At 37.5% G+C, this 14271-nt stretch carries 13 protein-coding genes; 8 read left to right on the plus strand and 5 right to left on the minus strand.

Annotation, left to right across the window (positions count from 1 at the left end; genetic code table 11):
• The first annotated feature begins 82 nt into the window (after positions 1 to 82).
• From CHI06_RS25165 to CHI06_RS30055, 6 genes are all read left to right on the plus strand, one after another.
• Positions 83 to 667: a TetR/AcrR family transcriptional regulator gene (locus CHI06_RS25165; RefSeq protein WP_095251354.1), complete on the plus strand. Its 585-nt coding sequence runs from the start codon at positions 83 to 85 to the stop codon at positions 665 to 667.
• 1421 nt (positions 668 to 2088) lie between these two features.
• On the plus strand, positions 2089 to 3588 hold the full coding sequence (locus CHI06_RS25170) for a spore germination protein (RefSeq protein WP_095251356.1): 1500 nt from the start codon (positions 2089 to 2091) through the stop codon (positions 3586 to 3588).
• On the plus strand, positions 3585 to 4769 hold the full coding sequence (locus CHI06_RS25175) for a Ger(x)C family spore germination protein (RefSeq protein ID WP_257009451.1): 1185 nt from the start codon (positions 3585 to 3587) through the stop codon (positions 4767 to 4769). Before CHI06_RS25170 ends, CHI06_RS25175 begins: the two co-directional genes overlap by 4 nt.
• Positions 4769 to 5872: a GerAB/ArcD/ProY family transporter gene (locus CHI06_RS25180; protein ID WP_095251360.1), complete on the plus strand. Its 1104-nt coding sequence runs from the start codon at positions 4769 to 4771 to the stop codon at positions 5870 to 5872. Before CHI06_RS25175 ends, CHI06_RS25180 begins: the two co-directional genes overlap by 1 nt.
• Entirely contained in the window at positions 5869 to 6072 is a 204-nt protein-coding gene (locus CHI06_RS30050) for a hypothetical protein (RefSeq protein ID WP_179292781.1), read from the plus strand. The genes CHI06_RS25180 and CHI06_RS30050 overlap by 4 nt, the downstream gene beginning before the upstream one ends.
• A 105-nt stretch (positions 6073 to 6177) precedes the next feature.
• Positions 6178 to 6459: a hypothetical protein gene (locus CHI06_RS30055; protein ID WP_179292782.1), complete on the plus strand. Its 282-nt coding sequence runs from the start codon at positions 6178 to 6180 to the stop codon at positions 6457 to 6459.
• Between the two features lie 290 nt (positions 6460 to 6749).
• Here CHI06_RS30055 and CHI06_RS25190 read toward each other — a convergent pair whose 3' ends face one another.
• Positions 6750 to 7694 (minus strand): DMT family transporter, encoded by a 945-nt coding sequence (locus CHI06_RS25190; RefSeq protein WP_095251361.1) that lies wholly within the window; start codon positions 7692 to 7694, stop codon positions 6750 to 6752.
• Between the two features lie 124 nt (positions 7695 to 7818).
• On the opposite strand from CHI06_RS25190, the gene CHI06_RS25195 reads away from it, so the two are divergent.
• Together CHI06_RS25195 and ppsA are read left to right on the plus strand one after the other, a co-directional pair.
• Positions 7819 to 8712 (plus strand): LysR family transcriptional regulator, encoded by an 894-nt coding sequence (locus CHI06_RS25195; RefSeq protein ID WP_095251370.1) that lies wholly within the window; start codon positions 7819 to 7821, stop codon positions 8710 to 8712.
• A gap of 356 nt (positions 8713 to 9068) precedes the next feature.
• Positions 9069 to 11651: a phosphoenolpyruvate synthase gene (gene ppsA / locus CHI06_RS25200; RefSeq protein ID WP_095251363.1), complete on the plus strand. Its 2583-nt coding sequence runs from the start codon at positions 9069 to 9071 to the stop codon at positions 11649 to 11651.
• Between the two features lie 120 nt (positions 11652 to 11771).
• Here ppsA and CHI06_RS25205 read toward each other — a convergent pair whose 3' ends face one another.
• The 4 genes from CHI06_RS25205 to CHI06_RS25220 all read right to left on the minus strand — a co-directional run bounded on the left by CHI06_RS25205 (position 11772) and on the right by CHI06_RS25220 (position 14041).
• Positions 11772 to 11960, minus strand: a complete 189-nt coding sequence (locus CHI06_RS25205) for a hypothetical protein (RefSeq protein ID WP_095251365.1) — start codon at positions 11958 to 11960, stop codon at positions 11772 to 11774.
• A gap of 408 nt (positions 11961 to 12368) precedes the next feature.
• The gene (locus CHI06_RS25210; RefSeq protein WP_095251367.1) at positions 12369 to 12902 is read right to left on the minus strand and encodes a GNAT family N-acetyltransferase; all 534 of its coding nucleotides are present in this window, start codon (positions 12900 to 12902) and stop codon (positions 12369 to 12371) included.
• Between the two features lie 368 nt (positions 12903 to 13270).
• A complete protein-coding gene (locus tag CHI06_RS25215) occupies positions 13271 to 13549 on the minus strand; it encodes a hypothetical protein (RefSeq protein ID WP_095251369.1) in 279 nt (92 codons plus the stop codon).
• Positions 13550 to 13699: 150 nt separating this feature from the next.
• Positions 13700 to 14041, minus strand: coding sequence for a hypothetical protein (locus tag CHI06_RS25220; protein WP_095251372.1), 342 nt, complete (start codon positions 14039 to 14041; stop codon positions 13700 to 13702).
• Between the last annotated feature and the right edge of the window lie 230 nt (positions 14042 to 14271).

Here is a 14271-nt window from a genome sequence, read left to right on the forward strand (position 1 = left end):
CAATCATCAGTTTTGGTGTATTATCGCCTAAACAACAAACAAATTAAATTGTTGTCTATTCATAGAAAAGAGAGGGGTAAATATGGAAGAGATAAAAGTAGATCCACGTATTATACGGACAAGAAAATTGTTAATGGATGCCTTTAAAAGAATAGCTCAAAAAAAGGAGTTCAAAGACATTACAATAATGGACATTACGGAGGAAGCAACCGTAAATCGTGCCACTTTTTATGCTCATTTTCAAGATAAATACGACTTAATGGATGCCTCTATTACAGAAGATATATTAGAAAGCATTGTGAAACACTTGAATCATTATGATAAGTTAAATGAAGAGACTATTGTAAAAATCTTTTTTACATTAACAAAGTTTCATACAAAAAAACGTACAGAATATAGCTCACAATGTAGAAGAAGTATGGAATCCTTTTATTCAATAATTGAACAAAACATAAAAAAAGAACTGGGAGAATTATTTTATACCCTATTTTTAAAACAACAACTTAACTTGGATTCGGAAGCCTTAAAAATTGGTACTACTGTGTTGAGTTGGGGAATTTACGGAGCATCTTTGGATTGGGAAAATAATAGTTCACTTTCAGCAGAACAATATATAAAAAAAGCCTTACCTTTTATAATGACGGAAATAAATAATTTTAAAGGATGATTATTGACCATTTTTTTTTCACAATATCATTTATCTTACTAAGCGTTACTAAACAATCGTGCGCTTATGTTGAATAACGAAATTCTTATTTTATCGTAGTCAAATCTTAATGTTGTTGTAGTAAATGAGGTCATATGTAGTACAAAAAAGGATAATAAAACTGATAAAGTTCTGCTTTTATCTATCCTTCTATTTTGCCTTATATAATGTATAACATTGTTTAGTACTTCTTTGTTATCAAGTCAATTCATCATAACTTTGACTTTTTATAAAAAGAATCGAGGGCTTTTTATTACGTGCTGTTATTTATTAACTAGAGAGCTTTCTTCACTCAAAGTTAGACAAAGCTAATAATTTGACCCTCTCCTACATACACGCCCACATGGGAAAGCCCCCGGAGGTTAACATATTTTACTCCATCTTCATGGTCTTCATTTTAGAGAGACTTGTTAAATAGGAAACTATTCCAAAACTTGGTTTTTTCTTTTTATCCAAATCTATAAACCCCCTATATTTTAAGAACAATATATCCTATTCAGGTATGAATAAAGGGGAGTCAGTTATATTATGGAAGTTAGAAAAAGGATCTGCCACGTAGCCAGATCCTTCGATTATTATTAATGACCTGATGAAACCTTGTTTACAAGCTTAATGTATTTATAATTAAACCAGACAAATTGTGCAGAGAGTAGAACAAAAACGGCTCCAACCATGAACGGAACATGAGGATTTAAAACATCACATAGTTTTGCAGCCATAAATAGTGCGATTGCTGCACCTAGGAAGCAGAGGAAGCTATATGCCGCAGATAATGTTGAGGGATAATGTCCAAATAATTTATTACTACGTCAACAAAATTTTTTGTCCAATCATTATATAATGATTTTTTATTTTAATCTCTCTTCAATTTTCGTCGTCGGAAAATAATCACCGGATTCATTTATTTCCTTTTCATTACGATTCATACTAATCCTTTTGCGAATACAAATAGTACTCTACACTATAAAAGTTCTTATATGGTCTTTATGTAATATACCACCGGTTATCATGTCTATATTTCCAGCCGCCAGTCGACTCATTGAAAGTAATATTACCTCCACTTAAGTCTTTTATATCTTTATATGGTTCTAATTCCATATCTTCATATACATTAGTATTATTAGTTACTTGAAAAAAGTTTCAGATTCAAATTGGATATTGTCTATTTCCAAAATACCCGAACTGATCGTAATTATAAAATGATTGTGTAAAAAGAAATTCAAACTTGATTTCTCCACCTTTCCTGTTAAAAAAGCCCGTATATAAAAGTGTGCGTTACTGATTCATCGAAATACAAACCTCCCGAATTCCTCATAAGTGCATATTCTATATCTTGTTGGTAATAATGGAAAAATGTAATGAAAAAAATGAGGAGCTCGCTTATGCAAAAGAACGATTCGAATCAGACCAATGATCCTCTCTATGATGGCAACAATCCGAAAGCTTTTGTTATCCAAATCATGGACACACTACACAATCCGCCTGATCTGGTTAACCGCTCGTTTACCTTATCACCAGACCTTCACGGTTTTTGTGTTTTTATTGAAACATTAGTCGATAAAGATAAGATTGAACATGAGTTACTTTACTTCTTATCCGAAGAGTTATTGTACAGAGAGTTGGATTCATCTGAGAACATCATAAACACGTTGCAAAGCCGAATTCCCTTTAGTTCTATTTCGGTAAGCACAGATTTCAACCACTGTGTTCTAGGTTTACTGAATGGAAAATGTTTGTTGGTTATTTCAAAGACAACCCAAGTGCTGTTGTTGGATGCAGCGAAGACGCCTCATCGAAGCGTAACGGAGCCATTGATAGAATCTACTGTTCAAGGACCACAGGAAGGGTTTACAGAAGATATTTCGATCAATTTGTCTCTCCTACGCAAACGAATCAAAAACGTTCATTTTCGGATTGAGCAGATCATAATTGGTACGGATACCGAAACGAAAGTCAGCTTACTTTACCTAGAGAAACTTGCCCCTGTAGCAGTAGTGGATGAATTCCGAAAACGCGTTCATTCCATCGAGATCGACAGCGTACTGGACAGCGGTTATATAGAAGAGTGGATTCAGGATAAAACAATTTCCCCTTTTTCTACTCTGCTGAAAACAGAGCGGCCTGATGTTATGGCGTCTCACTTGTTGGAAGGAAGGGTTGGTGTGCTCGTTGATGGAACTCCAGGTGCATTGGTCGGTCCGGTCACTTTTTTTCAATTTTTTATTGGACCGGAAGATTATTATCAAAGAGCCGATATTGCTACTCTCCTTCGATGGCTACGAATGCTTTCTTTTATGTTGGCCATATTCGTTCCTGCTCTCTACATTGCCGTCCTTACCTATCATCAGGAGACTCTTCCTCATTCTCTTCTGATCAATCTCTCAGCACAGCGAGAAGGGGTCCCTTTTCCCGCTGTTATTGAAGCGGTCCTCATGATGGTCACGTTTGAAGTGTTACGCGAAGCAGGTCTTCGTATGCCCCGGATCGCTGGGCAGGCCATTTCCATCGTTGGCGCGTTGGTATTGGGAGAAGCAGCGGTTTCGGCAGGGCTCGTTTCAGCGGCAATGGTTATTGTTGTAGCTGTCACGGCCATCTCCAATTTTGTGGCGCCGTCTTACAGCTTCGGCATTACGCAACGTTTGCTTCAATTTTTCTACATGGCACTCGCCGGTTTTATGGGATTGTTTGGTGTATTATGTGGTGTACTGTTTACCGTAGTACATCTGGCTTCGATTAAATCGTTCGGCGTCCCCTATCTTTCTCCAGTTGCTCCGACCTTCTTAACTGACTGGAAGGATCTCCTAGTTAGAGTGCCTCGACCATGGATGAAAACTTATCCTCAAATGAATCGAACAAAGAGAAAACAAAGGGGAAGCTCATGAAAGGGTTCAAAAGAAAGATCATTATGATCGGAGTCTGTTTATGCTGTTTAACTGGATGTTGGGATAAGGTCGAGATTAATCAATTGGCGATCGGAGAGCTGGTAGGAGTAGATCTGGAACCGGACACCCGCGAAATGATTGCCTATTACCAAATTGTCAATCCAGAGGCGGTTGCTGCCCAAAAGGTGTCCGGCATCAAATCCCCCGTTTATACGTATAGAGTCCAGGCGCCCAGCATAGCGGAGTTAGGGATGAAAGCGGCCGAAATTTTGCCGCGGATGCTGTTTCCCGATCAGTATCAGTCGGAAATTATTACCGAACGATTCGCCAGGCAAGGCTTGCAACCGTTTCTCAACTTATATGAGAGGCAGTACAATAGGCGCTCCAATCTTTACTTATTCATTACGGATTCGCCGCTTTCCGATGTGATGATGACATACCCCCCATTAGAGAGACTGCCGGGACGTTCTCTGCGGTCTCTGATTGAGTTCCAGTCCGAAACAACCGGGAGAGTAAGCAAGAAGTCACGTATCAAAGATCTAGTGGAAAATATGGAAACTTCCGTACTAACCGTGATGCCTATGCTGAGACTTAGCGGATCGGAGCCGTTATCCACGACAGACCGATATGAACAGATCAATGCAAACGAGGGGAACCTCATATTGAGCGGCGGCGCTGTTTTTAAGCATGACCGAATGATTGGGAAATTGAAATTGAAGCAGATGGTTTATTACGTTTTATTGAAAGGGGAAAGCGAGGTGTTTTTTGAGTCGGTGACGGTAAATGGTCGCAAGGTTGATCTTCAGGCAACCAAACCGAAAGTCCATAAACGCCTGTACATCATTTCCGGGGACCCTGTTTGGAAAATCGATATCAGTACCCGTCTCGTCATCTTGAACAATGAACAAAAGAAGGACTTAACCTTGGAAAACATGGCTGAGATTATAGAAGCTTTTAACAAACAGGTACAAGAAAAAACAACCGATTTATATCAGGATTCCATAAGAAAAGAATGGGACTTGTTTGGCTTGGAGGACAAGATCAAGTACAAACGCGGCAAAGAGTGGAAGGTCTTACAAAAGCAGAAAAACGCTTGGAATCAAACGAAGCTTCAGCTTTCCGTAAAGAGCAAGATTACCGATATTGGCGAAATCATCAATCCATATAAAGGGGGTAAATGATGGAGAAAGGTCAGATAAGCGCTGGGCAGTTTTTTATCTTGATATTCGGTTATTTGCTCGGGACTTCATTTTTTTTCCGCCCCGGGGGGCTAATCGCCCTGGCCAAACAAGACGCCTGGATTGTTCCTCTATGGGCAGGAGCAGCCGGTGTCCTTATGACCCTTATCTGGATTAAGCTCGCTAACCATTATCCAGGACTCACGATCATTCAGATTTGTACCAAGGCAGCCGGAAAGGGAATAGGCGGGCTGATCGCGCTGCTGTATATAGGGTACTTTGTGCATCTTTCCGCCTTAATAATTCGAAATCTAGGCGATTTCATGAAGGTAACCCTTATGCCCCGTACACCTATAACCGTATTCCATGTTATGTTTCTACTCATTATTTGTTATGCAGTAATCAAGGGGGTTGAGACGATTGCTAGAGCAACCCAATTATTGTTACCCCTCGTTACTCTGACATTTCTCTTTATATTCGTTGTAGCGCTTTACGAATGGAATTGGGATCGGTTTCAGGGAATGTTCCGAATGAATGTATGGACAACGATGAAAGAGACCCGGTCATTGCTCGCTTTTCCTTATATGGATTCCGTCGTCTTTATGATGCTGTTTCCATATGTCCGAAGTAAAATCAAAGTAAGCTTTATACTTGGAGTTGTATTTGCAACGTTGTTGCTCAGTTTAATTGTATTTTTTACGATAGGAGTGCTTGGCGTCACTCGCGCTTCTCATGAAACGTACTCTTTGTTTTTGATTGTGTCAGAGATTCACATCGGGACGTTTTTCGAAAACCTGGAATCGACTATTGCACTTATTTTGCTGGTTGCTATTTTTATTAAGCTTTCCGTTGCTTATTATGGCGCTGTGCTGGGATTATGCCAATTATTTAGAGTGAACGATAGATCATGGCTTGCGATATCGCTAATTTTGTTAATTTCTGGACTCGCACTAGGGTTCGACAATGTTTTGGAAAATATGGAGTTTAGCAATAATTATTATTTTGAATACATGTTACTTTACGCCATCATTTTCCCTTCACTTCTTATTTTCTTAACTTGGATGAAACAAATTAAGGGGAAACAAAAGGCAGGTTCTTCAATGTGATATGGTTCATTCTTTTCTTTGCTGCAGCTTTGGGTGTCAGTATCGTCACGATGGTTCAAAAGCAAAAAAGCGCGAGGGAAATTGGGTTATTTATAACTATAGTTTTTCTTGGTTTTGTCGACTGGATAAGCATTTTCTTAGAACGAAAATTTAACCCGAATCAGTTGATCGCCAAACTCATTGATTTGATTGGTTTATAGAGTAGTATTACAAAAGGTGATATTAAAGCATTTCTTGGTGCAACGGATCATTTTATACCTTCCATGCTCATATTAATGGTAGTTATTGGATGGGTCATTTACACGATGGGTGGTAGTGAGTTTAGCGGTTGGTCCGCATTGCGGTATTCAACGTTAAGCTGTTTACTTGGAACGATTACGGCCGTTGTTCTTGTAGTAGGGGCAACGCTGTTTGGATATATATCCGTCCCATCAGAAAGTAACATCAAAGCAGTAAGCCCGCATTTATTGTTTATGATAATATTCCCTGGCGTCCTTGCGTTGCTTGGATGGAAAATCGGTGTGAGTATATTATCACCATTAAATGGACTGTTGTTCATTAACTTTGTTCCCGTTACAACACTATAATTTCGATCTTTCAAGGGAACCCTTTCACCATGTTCGATCTCCTTGGTACGGTCTTTATCATCGTTTCTCTTTTGTCTAATAATATTTTTGTACGGACGTTACAAAGGAAAGAGTCCAATCAGCATGTTCAAACATATTTGCATGAACGTGCATCCTAACGGAAAGTTTGAATATGCCAATTGAAAAGTAACGAAGTGCCAGGCACAAACCAAAAATCGTATGGTGCTGGCACTTTTTCTTGTTCAAATTCCCAGTGCATAACGTTTACTATTATGACATTGAATAGTAAGCTAGGCTTCAGTACCGTCAACTGTTTGATTGAATCTTTTTCTCATAAAGGGCTTTTTAAAATGGATCTTAGCCATTAAGACACCTATTAAGATAAGAATGGCCCCTAAGTATCCTTTGACTGGGAGTGTTTCAGCTACAAAAATAAAAGCAAAAAATGCAGCGAAAACGGGTTCTAATGAAAATATAAGACCTGTGTGCGTTGGTGTGGTATAGTTTTGTGCATAGGCTTGACCGATAAATCCAATTGCACTACAAAGTATGCTCAAAGCCAATATAGCAACCCATGATTCCGTTGTGTTAGGAAGATGTGGCTTTTCGAATAATAATGAAAATACTCCCCCCCATGCCCCAGTAAAGCCGAGTTGTAAAATCCCCAGTGTGATGGAATCAACATTTTTCGTTAACCTATCAGTTACAATGATGAAAATGGCATAAAATACTGCACCTAAGATGATTAGCAAGTCTCCGGAATTAATTGATAATTCATTATTTAATGTTAAAAGAGCAATTCCTGTAATAGAGACGCCCACGCCAAAAACAACTTTTATTTCTGGTTTTTTTCTAAAAAAGATCGCTAATAACAATGGGACAAATACAACTGAAAGACTAAATAAAAATCCTGCATTAGAGATAGATGTGAATTTCAATCCGATCGTAACAACAGACATTATGAAGAACAAGATTGATCCTAATAAAAATCCATATAAACAAGTTTTAGTATCAATATGTATTAAACGCTTGTAAAATACAGCTCCGGCTAAAATAAAGGCTATGCCAAATCGTAATGCTATCAAATTAAACCCTTGAAAAGAATCGAGACCCATCTTCATAAACAAATAAGATGAACCCCAAATCAAAGTAACGATCAGCATCATGAAATCTGCTTTTAATTGAGTGTCTGATCCTATCCCATTTACTCTCCCAGACAATTTATTCTGATTCATTTTTCTGATCACCTATCCTATCATAAATTGATTATTTATAAGTATAATTGTAAAATTAAAATTAGAAAAATGAATGTTTTAGAAGATGAGCATGAAAAAAATTCATGTAAAGGGAGTGGTCAAACTGTCTCTTGCTAAGTTTGAGATATTTAGTACTGTTGTGGAATTAGGGAGCCTTACGAAAGCCGGTGAAACACTAGGTTTAAGTCAATCTGCTGTGAGTCATGCCATTACCAGCCTCGAATCAGAATGGGGATTTTCCATACTCAATCGAGGTCGCTCAGGAATCCATTTGACCAGTAACGGGGAGCGCCTCTTAAAGTACATACGTGAAATTCTAAAGTGGAACGAAGAAATGATTCAAGAAATAGCGAATATCAATGGGCTGGAAATCGGTACAGTACGGATTGGAACGATTTCAAGTGTGTCCATTCACTGGCTCCCTGAAATCATGAAAATATTTAATGAGGCTCACCCTACTATCGAGGTTAAACTCCTGGAGGGGGATTATGATGCCGTCGAGCAGTGGATATCAACTGGTTTAGTTGATTTTGGTTTTGTGTCTCTACCGACTTCGCAAAACTTTGAAATGATTCCCTTAAAAAAAGATAGAATGCTCTGTATCCTCTCTAATGAACACCCTCTTGCCGAACAAAATGAGCTTAGTTTTGAAATGATCAAAGAAGAGCCTCTAATCAAGTCGAAAAAAGGGAGCGATAACGACCTAAAACGAATTTTAAAAGAAAACAATGTTACTCCAAATATAAAATTTGAACTTTCAGATGACCAAGCCATTATTTCAATGGTTAGAAATGGTCTGGGAATCAGTATACTTCCTGAGATGGTTTTACATCGAGTTCCAACGAACGTTCGAACTCTTAAGTTAGAGGGAGAAAATTATCGTACAATTGGTATTGCGGCTACATCTTTTAAAACCCTTGCTCCAGCTACGAAAAAGTTCATTGAATATCTGAAATCATGGTTAAATGAGCCTCCACATTTTAAAACAGAAGGGTAATTCAGGTAAAAACTTCTCCTAAAAATAAACCCACCAACATGACGATTGGTGGGTTGTTTATTATCCTGTGCAATTATTTCTTAATATTTTTCACATTGTTCTAAAACATACTCCGTCTGTTCGATTAAGAAAAAAGTTTCATGGGGATGAACCGGGGTATTAGGTTACTGTTGTAAGGTCATGCTTTTTTAGAAAAGTAATCTCTCCCTAATTTAATTATAACAGATAAGTAATGTGCAATATAGACTGTTTATTCTGATTTACTACTGCTAAAATGCAATAGAACTTTAGATTTGATTGGTTGGAGGAATCACTGGTCCGACTCAGGTAAAATGATCATTTAGGAGAGATGTAGAATGAGTTCTTTGGTTCTCAGTTTTCAGGAAATGGAAAATACACAGCTTTCGCTCGTTGGCGGAAAAGGATTAAATTTACGGAAATTATCAAAAATTGAAGGAATCCAAGTACCAGAAGGATTTTGTGTGACAACTCTGGGATACCAGAAAGCCATCGAACAAAACGAAACGTTTCAAGCATTGTTGGAACAACTAACAATGCAAAAAGTAGAGGATCGCAATCAAATTAGTGAAATCAGCAGGAAGCTTCGACAAGTCCTTTTGGAGGTAGAAATTCCTTCCAATGTTGAGAAAGCAGTTACTCACTATCTCTCCCAGTTTGGCGATGAACATTCTTATGCCGTGCGTTCGAGCGCGACTGCAGAAGATTTACCACATGCCTCTTTTGCTGGCCAACAAGACACCTATTTAAATATCATTGGAATAGAAGCAATCTTGGAGCATATCAGCAAATGCTGGGCTTCCCTATTTACGGATCGCGCGGTCATCTACCGAATTCAAAACGGATTTGACCACAGTCAAATTTCTTTATCCGTTATCGTTCAAAGAATGGTATTCCCACAGGCATCAGGTGTATTATTTACCGCTGACCCGATAACGTCTAACCGAAAGCTGCTATCCATCGATGCAAGTTTCGGACTTGGTGAAGCATTGGTCTCTGGCTTGGTATCACCCGACTGTTATAAAGTACAGGAAGATAAAATCGTCGATAAGAGGATCGCAGCCAAAAAATTGGCTATCTATGGATTAAACGAAGGCGGCGTAGTGACACAACAGATCAATCCTGATCAGCAAAGCACTCAAACACTTACGGATCAACAAATTTTACAACTAGCACACATCGGAAGACAGATCGAAGCTTATTTTGGATCTCCACAAGATATCGAATGGTGTTTGGTTGATGATACTTTTTATTTTGTCCAGAGCCGTCCCATCACTACTTTATACCCCATTCCAAAAGCAAATGATCAAGAAAATCACGTCTATGTATCTGTTGGCCATCAACAAATGATGACCGACCCCATGAGTCCATTGGGATTGTCTTTTTACCTATTAACGACTCCTGCACCCATGCGTACAGCTGGTGGAAGGTTGTTTGTGGATGTCACACCTATGCTAGAAATGGTAGTAAATACCCTGGGTCAATACGATCCGCTCATAAAAGACGCACTTATGACCGTTTTAGAGCGCGGAGATTTCATAAAATCAGTATCAAATGATATAAATGCACCGAGTCCAAGCAGAAACAATACAAATATGCTGGCAGAAATCGAAAACATTCCGACCATCGTTTCTAATTTAATTAAGAGTAATCAAACATCAATTGAGGAGTTAAAACAAAACATCCAAATGAAATCAGGCTCGGATTTATTTGATTTTATTCTAGATGATATTCAGCAATTAAAGAAGATCTTATTTGACCCACAAAGTTCGGCTGTGATTAAGGCTGCTTTTAATACTTCCTCATGGATTAATGAAAAAATGAACGAGTGGTTAGGAGAAAAAAACGTTGCAGACACGCTTTCTTTATCTGTACCTAACAATATTACTTCGGAAATGGGTCTGGCGTTATTGGATGTCGCCGATGTGATTCGCCCTTACCCGGAAGTAATTGAATATTTACAGCAGGTAAAAGATGATACTTTTTTGGATGATTTGGTCAAGTTTGATGGTGGACAGGAAATCCAAGATGCAATAATCGCGTATCTCAACAAATACGGAATGCGATGTGCAGGAGAAATCGATTTGACGAAAACACGGTGGAGTGAAAAACCCACTACACTTGTCCCGTTGATGCTGGGTAACATCAAAACATATGAGCCTGGTGCTGGCAAACGAAAATTTGAGCAAGGGCTGCAAGTTGCTTTGAAAAAAGAACAAGAGTTAGTACATCGATTGAAGCAATTACCGGATGGTGAACAAAAAGCCGAAGAGGCAAAACAAATGATTCGTCTACTACGGAATTCCATCGGATATCGTGAATATCCAAAATACGGAATGATTAATCGCTACTTCGTATATAAAAAGGCTCTACTGAAAGAAGCCGAACAACTCTTACAAGCCAAACTTATACCTGAAAAAGAAGATATCTACTATCTCACTTTTGAAGAGCTTCATGAAGTCATAAGGACAAACAAACTGGATTATCAAATTATCACCAAACGAAAAGATGAATACAAATTTTATGAAAAATTAACTCCCCCACGTGTCATCACATCTGATGGTGAAATTATTACGGGTCAGTACAAACGAGAAAATCTCCCAGACAATGCGATCGTAGGCCTCCCTGTTTCTTCCGGAGTAATAGAGGGTCGGGCGCGTGTGATCTTAAACATGGAAGATGCTGATTTAAAAGATGGAGATATCTTAGTCACCTCCTTTACGGATCCTGGCTGGACACCATTATTTGTATCTATAAAAGGTCTAGTCACTGAAGTTGGCGGACTGATGACACATGGAGCCGTTATCGCACGTGAATATGGCTTACCAGCAGTTGTTGGGGTGGAAAATGCTACCAAACTGATAAGAGACGGGCAGCGAATTCGCGTGAATGGAACAGATGGGTATATCGAAATAGTGTAACTTTTGAATACGTCTGGATTTAAAAAGCAGCACCGCTCCTGGGGTTACCAAGAGCGGTGCTACTAATAGAAATGATGAATGTTTTGTTTCAGTTTAAACCTTGAAGTGGCAACAATAACTCTAATTTCTTAATGCCTTACTTGCCATTGCAATTAGTTCAGTTGATTCCTTCCCATTCATATCTTGTGCAATCGTTCTTAATGATCGTTCATAACTCTCTGCTTTCTCGGCCATTTCAAATAACCATTTTAAATCTTCTCTATGAAAATGGAATTGAGGAATATCATCATGTCTACCTTTATAATCCAATTGTACAAATTTCAGCAGATGTTATTTTGGGTAAGTGTTCTACCATAAATTTCCAACCCCATCACATATTTTTTTTATTATTTCCATAAATATGGCGGGTAATGTATAAAAAGAGAAAAGGAGTTGTTTAAACACACTCCTGATTCATAAAATTTAAGTATTCTGCCCTCTTAGCACAATAACCCATATACCTAAATTGGTTGTGATGTCACTAATGAAGCTAAAGAACATCCCTATTACACCATTTGATGGGACTGTGTCACTATATTTTGCTATCACTCCTAAAGAACACCAATAATAAAACAAGCACTTAAATGTATGGTTATTTGTTTTGCAGTATGTTTCAATTTACCCCTCATTCTAAGACTCTTAAACAATGTTTTCGACATTGCACTCCCCCATAATTAACTACTTGCTATTTTTAAGTAATGAGTAGACGTATGTATCGTGTGCTACACCATTTTGATACATATAGTCCCTCAAAACTCCCTCTTTTTGAAAACCAATTTTAAGTAGCAAATTGTTAGATGCTTCATTATCAATAAATACAACAGCACCTATGCGAGTTAAATTCATAAGACCAAAGCCATATGAAAGAACTTTAGATACTGCTTCCGAAGTATATCCTTTCCTCCAATGCTCTGGATGGATTTCGTACCCTATTTCTGCTCGTTTATGTTTAGGCAACCAAGCATTAAAGCCAATTGTTCCAATTATACCTTTGGTCCCTTTTCTTTCAATCCCCCAACGTATGCCTCTTTTTTCATTGTAATTTTTTGAAAAAAAATCAACAAATTTCTCTGCTTGTTCTATACTCTCTAATGTTTCTTGTCCATAAAAACGTGTTACCTCGTCGTTAGAAAAACAATCGAAAATGCCTTCTGCATCTTCTTTTGTTATTTCTCTTAATACTAGCCTGTCTGTCTCTAATATAGGAAACATTTAATCTCCCCCTTTTTTTATTTCAACAACTAACTATTCTTTTTAAACGGTAAAAATCCCTTTATAAACTGAATTCCTTATTTCACTAAACTGCACCTTATATACAGTATCAGCAATAAAACCTTCGTATGGTGCACCTTTTATCTTTGTTTATATGTATCCATAGATAAGGGATTAAGGTCTTGTCTTGGAACCTCTAGGTGTATTTGTAAATAAAAAATGCTGTATATATTGGAGTATGTTTTTTGAATATAATAAAAGCCAAAATATGCAAGTTGTGCATAAAAACTTGCATATTTTAGGCTTATTAATTTTATCCGTTACTGTGTTAAAGCACTCCGTTAGCTTAATAAGCATTTAAGAAATCATCAAAGCATCCCAGTGTCTGTTTCTTTTCTATTTGGAAAACTTTCCTTTGCTATATCCTCAAGATGGAGTGTTCCGTGAATACCATTAACTTTTTTCTTATCAACCATTTTTGAGTAAAATCTTTCATAGAAATCAGTGTCGTCAAGGTTTGGGAAATCACTTCCAAATGCAATATCATTACCATTTGGAAACAGTATATCAAAAAGTTCAATATCCACTTCATAAATTTCAAACGTACTGTTAATCGCACCATCAATTACTTGAACGTTTTTTTTCATAAAATTCTCCTTACCAGGTGATAGGACTATAATTCAACTTCAAAATAAGAATTTCCTTCTTTCACTAAACTGCCACGTTAGCGGGCACAAATGAAAAAGGTTGCCGTAGCAACCAAATCTTAAAAGAAACCCCTATTAGTTCAAATAGGTTTACCATTCTCTCCATTCTTCAGTTATGTCTTCTTCGGACTCAAAGCCAGCTATACGTGCAGCTTCAATAATAAACTCATATAGTTCTTCTCTCTCAATTGTTTCAATAAAGTAATCATAATAGTCATTTAGTTCATTTAAACTGATAACTACCTTTTTAACACATTCTAATACTTCTTCCTCATTCGGATTATCTTTAAGCTCTTTTAGGCTATTGATGTATGATTCGAGAACCTCATTAGCTGCATTTATATTTTCTTCAGTAAATAGGTCATCATCTTCATCCATTCGTTGTTTCCATTCTAGTGTTGGTTTGTTTTTAGTTAACTCTTCAAAAGTCATAATATCCTCCAAATTATTTACTTCTTGTTTGGGAGCTTCCTCCCCCTCGGCTGTTTCCTTGTTTTCGTTACAAGCCCCTAAAACTAAAACCAATGATAAAATATAAAAGAATAAAAGCTTTTTCATAGATGTGAAACCCCTATTATGTCCTTGTACAAAACAATTATAAGGGATTTTCTAGAAAATAGTACAAACTATTTTATTGAATTTTACCTTAATCCTTCTTCAAG

This window comes from Bacillus sp. 7884-1 (genome assembly GCF_002272245.1).
GTDB lineage: Bacteria > Bacillota > Bacilli > Bacillales > Cytobacillaceae > Neobacillus.

Excerpts from the sequence above, each read along its gene's own strand:
- CHI06_RS25165 (WP_095251354.1), top strand. The coding sequence starts at position 83 with ATGGAAGAGATAAAAGTAGATCCACGTATTATACGGACAAGAAAATTG.
- CHI06_RS25170 (WP_095251356.1), top strand. The coding sequence starts at position 2,089 with ATGCAAAAGAACGATTCGAATCAGACCAATGATCCTCTCTATGATGGC.
- CHI06_RS25175 (WP_257009451.1), top strand. The coding sequence starts at position 3,585 with ATGAAAGGGTTCAAAAGAAAGATCATTATGATCGGAGTCTGTTTATGC.
- CHI06_RS25180 (WP_095251360.1), top strand. The coding sequence starts at position 4,769 with ATGGAGAAAGGTCAGATAAGCGCTGGGCAGTTTTTTATCTTGATATTC.
- CHI06_RS30055 (WP_179292782.1), top strand. The coding sequence starts at position 6,178 with ATGGGTGGTAGTGAGTTTAGCGGTTGGTCCGCATTGCGGTATTCAACG.
- CHI06_RS25190 (WP_095251361.1), bottom strand. The coding sequence starts at position 7,694 with ATGAATCAGAATAAATTGTCTGGGAGAGTAAATGGGATAGGATCAGAC.
- ppsA (WP_095251363.1), top strand. The coding sequence starts at position 9,069 with ATGAGTTCTTTGGTTCTCAGTTTTCAGGAAATGGAAAATACACAGCTT.
- CHI06_RS25210 (WP_095251367.1), bottom strand. The coding sequence starts at position 12,902 with ATGTTTCCTATATTAGAGACAGACAGGCTAGTATTAAGAGAAATAACA.
- CHI06_RS25215 (WP_095251369.1), bottom strand. The coding sequence starts at position 13,549 with ATGAAAAAAAACGTTCAAGTAATTGATGGTGCGATTAACAGTACGTTT.
- CHI06_RS25220 (WP_095251372.1), bottom strand. The coding sequence starts at position 14,041 with ATGACTTTTGAAGAGTTAACTAAAAACAAACCAACACTAGAATGGAAA.